Here is an 8753-nt window from a genome sequence, read left to right on the forward strand (position 1 = left end):
ACCTGCCCGGCGGGTCAGCATCTGACGAAGGGCAAGGTGCGCTCAGACCGCCGGGACAATATCGATCATGACCGCAACCTGACCGCCTGTTCAGCCTGTGCCCTCAAGCCCCAATGCTCGCCGGACACGCACAAGCGGGTGAAGCGCTGGCAGCACGAGGATGTGCTCGACCGCATGCAGGCCCGGCTGGAGCGGATGCCCGAGGCCATGAGCATCCGACGGCAGACGGTGGAGCATCCGTTTGGAACCATCAAGGCCTGGATGGGCAGTACTCACTTCCTGATGAAGACCCTGAAGAAGGTCAAAACCGAGATGAGCCTGCACGTGCTGGCCTACAACCTGAAGCGGATGATCAGCATTCTGGGTGTCGGCCCCCTGCTGAAGGCTCTCGAAGCCTGACGCCACACGCCCGCCCATGCGCACCATCGCGGCACCCGCACAACAGCGCCCGTCATCCGCACACCGACAACCGCGTTTTCACACATGGGGTAATTCCGGGGACCGCGCCATAACCTGGCTCTGGGAATCAGCTCTCTACCATCGACAAGGCCCACGCCAGGGCCCTGACCGTGAGGAGGGTAGCCATGGAGCACTATGTCGGACTGGACGTCTCGCTGAAGCTGACGGCGATCTGCATTGTTGATCAAACGGGGAAGATCGTGCGCGAAGGCATGGTTCCCTCCGACCCGGAGGCGATCGCGGGCTTCGTTCAATCCCATGCGCCGCATGTGGCCCGGGTTGGACTGGAGACCGGAGCGACGGCGACGTGGCTCTGGAACGAGCTGAACGCGCTGGGATTGCCGGTCATCTGCATCGATGCCCGGCATGCGAAGGCAGCTTTGAAGATGCAGATCAACAAGAACGACCGCAACGATGCGGCTGGACTTGCCCGCATCATGCAATGTGGATGGTACAAGCAGGTGCACGTCAAAGACAACGGCAGTCACGCCATCAAGGCCCTCCTCTCCAGCCGCGCTCTGCTGGTCAAGCTCAAGCGCGATCTGGAGAACCAGATCCGCGGGCTCCTGAAGAACCTCGAGCGGGTGATCGGCCGGGCCAAGATGAACGTGTTTGCCAGGCGAGCAGCAGAACTGCTCGAGGACAGGCCGGAACTCGCTGCCGCGACCCTGCCGCTCCTCAGAGCTCGCGAGGCTGTCGAGCAGGAGATCGCGGATCTTGATGGCAAGGTGCTGCGGCTGGCCCGCAGGAGTGCTCAGGTGCAGCGGTTCATGACAGTCCCGGGAGTCGGTGCCATTACGGCACTGTGTTTCTTGGCAACGATCGATCATCCTACCCGCTTCAAGCGGTCGAGGAGCGTCGGAGCCTATGCGGGCCTCACAGCACGAGGCTACGCCTCCGGCGAGACTGACTGGACCGGCCGGATCTCAAAATGCGGCGACACGATGCTGCGCAGCTACCTCTACGAGGCCGCCAATGTGCTGCTCACCCGGGTCGCCAAGTGGTCGGCGCTGAAGGCCAGGGGCCTCAGGCTGGCCAAGCGCAGCGGACTGCGCAAAGCCAAGGTTGCCGTCGCACGCAAGCTTGCCGTTATTCTGCACCGGATGTGGATGGATGGCACGGACTTCCGCTGGTCCTCACAGGAGGCCGACCAACAAGCAGCATGAAAGTTTAACTGGATTCCCGCCAACCCGCGGGAAGCAAGGTCCCTGCCGGGACGTTGGCGTTGGTGAGATCGCCCCAGGCTTTGCGAGGCCCCTTAGGGCAGAGCGCGCTTCACACATTGATCCGCCAGCGTCATCTGACGCCATCATGCGGAAGGCATGTTCTTACCGCGGAGAGAACCCTGGACCCGGCAAGGATGCTTACAGAGAGCTTGACCCCAAACCCGGAATTAGAGAACAACCAGGGTCAAACTGAGTAGTAGCGGATGTAGGTGCGAAGGTCCGCTCACCCCGCAAGTGGGGAAGTACCGCGAAGGTCAGCCAAGTGCCATTTCCGGACCTTAAGCAACGGATGACTCAGACAAGAAGCTAGCCTGTCACTTCATTGCGGCGACATCCTTAAGCTTCCACGTCCGGTCGAGGTTGGGCTCCGCAGGTCCATTAAGCCTGAATATGAGGACCCACCCCTCAGGCCGCGCCAATCTACCCTACCAAAAGGAACTGAGCTTGACTGCGCACGTTTTCAGCGCATCATTGGTCCCTGCCTTGACGCTCAGGTCCCGATAGGTGGGCGTCAGCTCAGGGGCTTGCCATGGCGCTCACTCCGCACCCGGATTTCTCGTCCCAGGTCCCACCCAGAACTGATGATGTCATCGACGACGCAGCGCTGGAACGCGTCATGCGCGAGGTTCCGAGCGGTGCCCTGACTCTTTCGCTTTTAACCGTCGGACTGCTGCTGGTCGCCTGGTTCCTGATGTATGCCTTCGTGTTCCTGCCCCGCGGCATGGTGGGGTAGGTCATGCGGGCCGATACGGAACAGGAAATTCTCAAGACGGAACTGTGGTGGACCGCCCTGGTCACCGCGGTCGTCACGGCGATCATGCTGGCGATCATCTACGCCGGCATCGTCCATCACATCAATCCACCCAGCAACATCGAACCCATCGACCCGAAGACTCTCCACCTCACGGGTGAATTTACCGAGGGCAATCTCGGGACGAGAGTCGAGGCGAGCGACCAAGTCACCAGCCGTATCGTCGCGACACAGTTCGCGTTCCAGCCGCAATGCATTGTCGTTTCTGCGAACCGCGCCGTTACCCTGCGCTTTGCAACGCCCGACGTCATTCACGGCATCTTGGTCACGGGCACCAATGTCAACACGATGATCATCCCGGGCTATGTGAGCCAGGTGCATACAGTCTTCACCAAAACCGGCGATCTCCTGATGCCGTGTCACGAATTCTGCGGTCTCGGGCACAGCCAGATGTGGGCAACGGTGCGGGTCGTTCCCGAAAGCGAGTTCAACCCGGACGCCGAGGGGAGAGCGAATTGTGACGCACGCTAGACGCCTCACACTCGCCCATCTTTGGGTAGCCTTCGCGGCTTTTGCCATAGCTTCTGTCCTCGGGGTCTGGCAGATGTGGGCGCGCAGTCCACTGCCGGCGCCGTTTCTCACGGCGAATGCCTACTTCACATCGGTCACGGCCCATGGCGTGTCCATCGCCTATGTCCTGACCACCTTCATGGTGATGGGTTTCGGCTACTATGTCGCCGAGACGGCCCTTGGACGCCCTTTGCCCCTGCCGCGCCTCGCCTGGCTCGGCTTCGCACTCGGGATCATCGGCTCTCTGTCTTCTTACCGCCACATCAACGACCAACGCGCTTCTTTCGAGAAATGCCATTAGCTGTCCTTACAACCCAAGCCTCCGGACGATTTGCGAGCCTCCATAACATCACAGACGCGCAGAACGGCGTAGAACCGGCGACACCACCTGCGGACAGCGGCACCCACGAGGGTTGCATTCTCAGTCGCTGCCCTGCCGCATTTCGAGGGTCACGATCCTCGCCAGCAACGTTGCCGGATACAGTTGGCCGATGATGGTTTCGAGGACGCAGAGGGTGCGTGCGATCGGATGCACCGGAATGATGTCGCCGTACCCCGTCGACGTCAGGGTCACGAAACTCAGATAGAGGACCGAGTTGGTCAGGGCCGCGTTGTCCTCGAATGTGATGCCCTTGATGGCATCCGGGATCGACAGCCCGACAAAGATGTACAGCGTCCCGAACAGCACGGCGATGAGCAGGTACAGCAGGATGGCGCCGACGATGCGGTGATAGGTGACGCGGCCAGGCCTGAACACGGCTTCGGCGACGACCGCCCCGAGAGTGACCGCGATGGCCAGCCAGGCCGAAGCCAAGACATAGAGGTTGTACGGCCATGGCGGATAGTAGAGACGCAGCACGAAGACCACGATATTGGCCATGAGGCAGACAAACATCACGGCGAGTGCCGCGGGATGGTCCGAGATGACGAAAATGCTGCCGATGATGACCAACAGGGCGGCAATCGCGAAGCCCTGAAACACGAAAATCCCCGTGGCCTGAGGCGGTCCGAAGACGAACATCGCGAGCATGAGCACCACGGTCAGCAGCGTGAGCAGCCGGTCCGTATACACGCGCCGCAGTCGACGGATCTCCCTGATGGGACCTACGATCCTGTGCATGTCGATGGCATGATGGTGCTCAATGACGGCCTCCTTTTGCCGCCCCAGGCACCGATTATTGTGGGCGGCCCGCCAGCGTGAGCGTGGATCGGGTCCCTGCCGGCCGTCGGCCCGCCGGACGGTGGTCCGAGCCATGTCATCCAGTCCGGCACCATTCGGCGCCGTCCGGGGGCAGACCGGACAGTATGGGAGGAAGAGCCCAGCGCTGCGTGCTCGATCCACAGCCGCGTTCTGCGTGAGGCGGGGCAGTCCATCCACGGCCGTGGCAGCGCTCCCATCAGTGCCCGCCGAGCACGAGGGTCTGGATCGGATACATCAGCGCCTGGATCCGCAGGATCATGGCATGCACGAGCCCGACGGCGTCCACCGCGTGCAGAACCAGGCCCTTGGTGGCGCCGACCTGGCCTGACGCGATCAGGTCGTGGTTGCTGGTATAGGCGTTGGCGAAGCAGGAGCTGCCCGGCGTGACGCCGTCGAGCCCGCCCTCATAGAGCGGCTCGAGAAAGACCAGGATGGTGCCCGGCCGCACCACCTGCTGCGCGTCGATCAGTTGCTCGCCGGCGCGGACCTGGCCGGCGGCGATGAAGTCCTGCACCTGCGTCACCACCATCGGGATCACCGTCCAGGGCTTCGAGGCGCAGGTGGCTTCGGCCACCATGCCGATCTTGATGACTTGGGCCCCGGTCTGTCCGAAGCCCGCCATGATGGCCTTGCGCCCGGCGCCCTCCGGGATCAGCACGCCGGCCGGGCGCATGAACGGGTTGACGACGTCGCCCACCCGCAGCGTGAACTGCTCGACCCGCCCGGCCACGCCGGCCCGGACGACGGTCTTCGCCAAGTCCACCTCAGCCTGGCTCAGCTCGGCTTCGGCGCTGGCCTTCTGCGCTGGCAGCAGGTTGGCGATCTGCGCCTCGGCAGAGCCCTTCGCGGCGCTGGCCGCGTCGATCCCGCCCTGGCGCCCCTCTATGGCGACCTTGAGCTTTTCGATGTCACGGACCGCGACAGCGCCCGGGTTGCGCCGGTAGATCTCCTGCTTGGTTTCCAACTCGTCCACGGCTTGCTGGTGGGCACTCCTGGCCTCCTGGATCTTGGCCTCGGCCACAAGGACTTCCGTCCGCGCGACCACCATGGCGGCGTCGGTCTCGGCGATCTTGCGGCGGGCGGTCTCCGCGGCCGCCTCCTGCTTCGAGCTGTCGAGCCGGAAGATCGGTGCCCCCTGCTTCACCTCACCGGTCACGCCGTCAATGTAGACCTCGGCGACCCGGCCGTTGGTTTCGGGCAGGATCGGCACGGTCCGGTAGAACAAGGTGGCGCTGGTCGTGGACGGGTGAAAGTAGAAGATCACCGTGATCAGCCCGATCGTGAGCATCAGGCAGGTAATGATCCCCCAGCGCAGCTCGAACCAGACGGAGAACAGCGTGATTTCCTTGCCGATGCGCTTGCCCTGGGCATAGCGGCGGTAGAGATAATCCGGGAGGATCGTCAGCAGCGAGCAGAAAAGAACCTCAAGCATGGATCAACTCCCCGTGCTTACTGGCGAGATCTGGGGTTTGGGACGGAGCGGCCCGCGGGTTGGAGCGATGGGCGTCGGCACGTCGACCGTGCCTTCGCCCGGCACCGCGGCGGCGGTTTCGTCGGGCTCTTTGTCGGCGCCCTGGCCCGGCGGGATGCCGGCGATCCGCTCGACCGATCCGGCAATCCGGCGAAGGGGATTCCCGAAGTCGGGAATGTCGATCAGGGCGAGGATCAGGCCGGCGACCCAGAAGATGTGCTGGTGGGTGAACAGGGCCAGCAGGCCCAGCACGGCGACGATCTCGAACTGGAGCTTGTGCGACCGGTGCGCCATGCGCTCGGGCAGCGTGTGCAGCCGCAGGAACAGCAGGCCGACCGCCAGCACGGCGATGACCAGAAACACGGCCATCACCACCATGAGGACGTCCGTCTCGCCCGGCGCGGTGATGAACGCCGGCAGGTGGTGAGGTGAGGCGGGATTGAGCGATGCACTCATGCGACTTTCCCAGCGGTGCAGGCCAGCATGGTCGCGTTCGGGGTGCGGTGCTTGATCGATCGGGCCAGGGCCGTGACAGTTTGGGACAAAGCCGGAAGAATCGGGATCTTGCCCCTGTCGCCTGTCCCGTGCTTACGGCCTGTCCCCGTGGTCCCGGCTGCGCATGGCCTGCCGCAGCACCTCGAAGATCACCGCCGTCGACCAGCCGAACAGCAGGGCCCCGTTCATGGCCGCCATCGGGCCGAGCAGACGCCAGCGCTCCACCGGCACGACGTCGCCGTAGCCGAGCGTCGTGTAGTTGACGAACGCGAAGTACCGGGGATCGGCGCCGGGAGGGGCGACATCCAGGATTCCATAGGCCAGCGACCACACCATGACCTCGGCCAGATGCGCGATCATCAGGACCCCGACGGTCGCGACCATGACGGCGGCGAGCCGGAGCTGGGGTCGCCGGCGCTCCCACTCCAGGGCGCGGCGGGCGGTGCCCACGACCGTGGCCATCACGGCGGCATGGATGGCGATGTTGCCGAGGCTGACGGCGCCGCCCAGGAGAAGCTGTCGCAGCATGGTCCCTCTAAGGCGCGGCGGCAGGGATCAGATAGAGCACGGCCGCGATGATGACGTAGGGTGCCAGCAACGAGCCATCCGAAAAACCTCTTCCTCGTGTCTAGCCGCATACGAATGGTTTACTCGACATCTCCCTGGGCTATTCCTCTCAGACGAATGCCATTCGCGAATGATCCCGGTCACGCGTTGGCTTTGGAGCGTCAGCATCCTTGGCAGACGCCGCGTTCGAGAAGACGATCGATTTCGCGATCCATCCGGTCCATCTCGCCATCAGCGACAGCGTCGATCGACGAGAAATCATTGCGAGGCTCTGCGAAGACCTCTCGTTCGAGTTCTCGCGAGGTTGGGATCCGGATCTCTCCGGAGGCCGTGATCCGGCTGCTTCTATCCTGTGCCCATGCCGGCGCTGTGGCGGCCAGGAAGCCAAGCACCAGTAGCAAACCCGCTTTCATCGCTTGAACTCCCTCAATGGCCTCAGCCGACCTGTCTCGGATGATCTCAGTGTTTGCGCCCAGCAAGGACGCGATGCAATCGAAAAGCCCAGGTCGGTGCCGATTGCACGATTGATTGCGCCAATTCGTGACAACTCAAGACGGAAAGCCGTCAGGGCCCGGCCCTGGCCGGCCGCTGGCGCAAAACTGTCAAAGGTTTGTCCCATCCGGTCAAGCACAGGGGGACCATGAATCCTAGGATCGACCGGAGTGACCTCCTCGCCGCCCGTTGCGGTGAGTGCGTATTCCATTGCTCGCAGGCCTACGCGTACAACAATGCGACACAAGCAATGGATCTAAATGGCCGACCGCCTCACAGGCGATGCGAGACGCCACTGTGCGGTGCGAGGCAAAAGAACTCTCTGATAGACTGGAGAAGTGCCATGACACGATCATCCATCATCGTTGCATCAGTACTCACCCTCATCGCGCTCCCGCCCCTGTTCTCCACCATGATCACGCCAGCATCCGCGCAGGAGCAGGAATGGAGCAACAGCGACATGAGCGGTGGAAACCTGCGGGATCTCCTGAGGGATTGGGTGGGCGACAATCCGGACCGACGCGACATGCTTATGGATCTCCTCCAGGAGCGCCGGGGCCGTCGCGCCGAGGTGATGGATCGGATGCATGACCGCATGGACCGGCGCGACCGGTTGCGCGAGCGGCTCTCAAACAGAGGGGACGATGACGAGGACGGGAGTTGGCGTGATCGCGGCGATCTGCGCGATCGATTGCGGGAGCGGATCTCAAGCCAGGGGGATGACGAGGAGGACGGGAGCCGGCGAGGCCGGCTGCGGGAGCGCCTTGCGGAGAGACGCGACGGCGGCGATTGCTATATCCTCACCAGAAGCCTCAGAAACGAGGACAGAACTCTCCTCGTTTTCGTTCGCCGACGCGTTTGCCGTGATTAGCCCTGCTGCATCATTCAAAATGGAGGTGTGACATGAAGAAGGCTCTTCTGATCGCGGCGGGTCTGACGCTGATCGCCGTGCCTGCCTTGGGCCAGAGCTCGAATGACACTGAAGACCGAGGTCGATCCTATGATCGGCGGGACCGGGATGATCTCGAAGAGCTCTTGCGCGGCATCGGCGATGATGGAACGGGAAGCCGTCTCCGTCGCGGCGCCGGGTTCCTGCTGCGCAGCGGTGATGCAACCGTGGCCGTTCGATGTGACCCGCAAGAGAACATGAGGGCATGCGTCGACGCGACCACCACGTTGCTGGAACGGGCGCGTTCCGCGCTGCCGCCGGGAGGCGCTCCCGCAACCCCGCCGCCACCTCGGTAGGTCTCGGTTGGAAGGACCGTCCGAGCGTTTGCGTCCCCACAATGACAACCTGGGGTTCCGACACGGCCCCGTGCCAGACCCTTTGGTTCACTGCATGGAGTGTTGGCGGCGTCAGGGCCCGGCGAGACCCGGCGCGCCCTGTCATTGCTCCGGCCCAAAGCGATAGACACTTCTGGGCCGTCGCAGTGCGTTTCGCCACCGTTGTGCATTGGCGCCTCGGGCGTACCAGCGGGTACTCTGATAGGGCTCATCGCTTTGCGATGATGCAGAATGTGA

Annotated in this window: 12 protein-coding genes; 8 read left to right on the top strand and 4 right to left on the bottom strand. The window is 63.3% G+C overall.

The features are described from left to right. From FS320_RS32775 to FS320_RS32795, 5 genes are all read left to right on the top strand, one after another. On the top strand, window positions 1-399 hold a 399-nt coding region (locus tag FS320_RS32775; protein ID WP_152716608.1), incomplete at its 5' end, for a transposase. Window positions 400-584: 185 nt separating this feature from the next. Then, a complete protein-coding gene (locus FS320_RS32780) occupies window positions 585-1625 on the top strand; it encodes an IS110 family RNA-guided transposase (protein WP_152716609.1) in 1041 nt (346 codons plus the stop codon). Window positions 1626-2214: 589 nt separating this feature from the next. Then, window positions 2215-2418 carry a hypothetical protein gene (locus FS320_RS32785; RefSeq protein WP_152716610.1) on the top strand — a complete coding sequence of 68 codons (204 nt, stop codon included), beginning with the start codon at window positions 2215-2217 and terminating at the stop codon, window positions 2416-2418. Window positions 2419-2421: 3 nt separating this feature from the next. Further along, window positions 2422-2967: a cupredoxin domain-containing protein gene (locus tag FS320_RS32790; RefSeq protein ID WP_152716611.1), complete on the top strand. Its 546-nt coding sequence runs from the start codon at window positions 2422-2424 to the stop codon at window positions 2965-2967. Then, complete coding sequence (locus tag FS320_RS32795; RefSeq protein WP_162003403.1) at window positions 2954-3307, top strand: cbb3-type cytochrome c oxidase subunit I; 354 nt, start codon at window positions 2954-2956, stop codon at window positions 3305-3307. The genes FS320_RS32790 and FS320_RS32795 overlap by 14 nt, the downstream gene beginning before the upstream one ends. Before the next feature lie 120 nt (window positions 3308-3427). Here FS320_RS32795 and FS320_RS32800 read toward each other — a convergent pair whose 3' ends face one another. The 4 genes from FS320_RS32800 to FS320_RS32815 form a co-directional block, all read right to left on the bottom strand. After that, the gene (locus tag FS320_RS32800) at window positions 3428-4261 is read right to left on the bottom strand and encodes a potassium channel family protein (RefSeq protein ID WP_244627542.1); all 834 of its coding nucleotides are present in this window, start codon (window positions 4259-4261) and stop codon (window positions 3428-3430) included. Window positions 4262-4403: 142 nt separating this feature from the next. Next, window positions 4404-5639 carry an HlyD family secretion protein gene (locus tag FS320_RS32805; protein WP_152716612.1) on the bottom strand — a complete coding sequence of 412 codons (1236 nt, stop codon included), beginning with the start codon at window positions 5637-5639 and terminating at the stop codon, window positions 4404-4406. A gap of 3 nt (window positions 5640-5642) precedes the next feature. Next, window positions 5643-6134: a hypothetical protein gene (locus tag FS320_RS32810; protein WP_152716613.1), complete on the bottom strand. Its 492-nt coding sequence runs from the start codon at window positions 6132-6134 to the stop codon at window positions 5643-5645. Window positions 6135-6266: 132 nt separating this feature from the next. Next, window positions 6267-6701, bottom strand: a complete 435-nt coding sequence (locus tag FS320_RS32815) for a potassium channel family protein (RefSeq protein WP_152716614.1) — start codon at window positions 6699-6701, stop codon at window positions 6267-6269. 209 nt (window positions 6702-6910) lie between these two features. On the opposite strand from FS320_RS32815, the gene FS320_RS32820 reads away from it, so the two are divergent. From FS320_RS32820 to FS320_RS32830, 3 genes are all read left to right on the top strand, one after another. Further along, complete coding sequence (locus tag FS320_RS32820) at window positions 6911-7138, top strand: hypothetical protein (protein WP_152716615.1); 228 nt, start codon at window positions 6911-6913, stop codon at window positions 7136-7138. Window positions 7139-7575: 437 nt separating this feature from the next. Further along, a complete protein-coding gene (locus FS320_RS32825) occupies window positions 7576-8103 on the top strand; it encodes a hypothetical protein (protein WP_152716616.1) in 528 nt (175 codons plus the stop codon). A gap of 32 nt (window positions 8104-8135) precedes the next feature. Next, window positions 8136-8477, top strand: coding sequence for a hypothetical protein (locus FS320_RS32830; RefSeq protein ID WP_152716617.1), 342 nt, complete (start codon window positions 8136-8138; stop codon window positions 8475-8477). The last annotated feature ends 276 nt before the right edge of the window (window positions 8478-8753 follow it).

The sequence above is a fragment of the Microvirga tunisiensis genome (assembly GCF_009296175.1).
Classification (GTDB): domain Bacteria; phylum Pseudomonadota; class Alphaproteobacteria; order Rhizobiales; family Beijerinckiaceae; genus Microvirga; species Microvirga tunisiensis.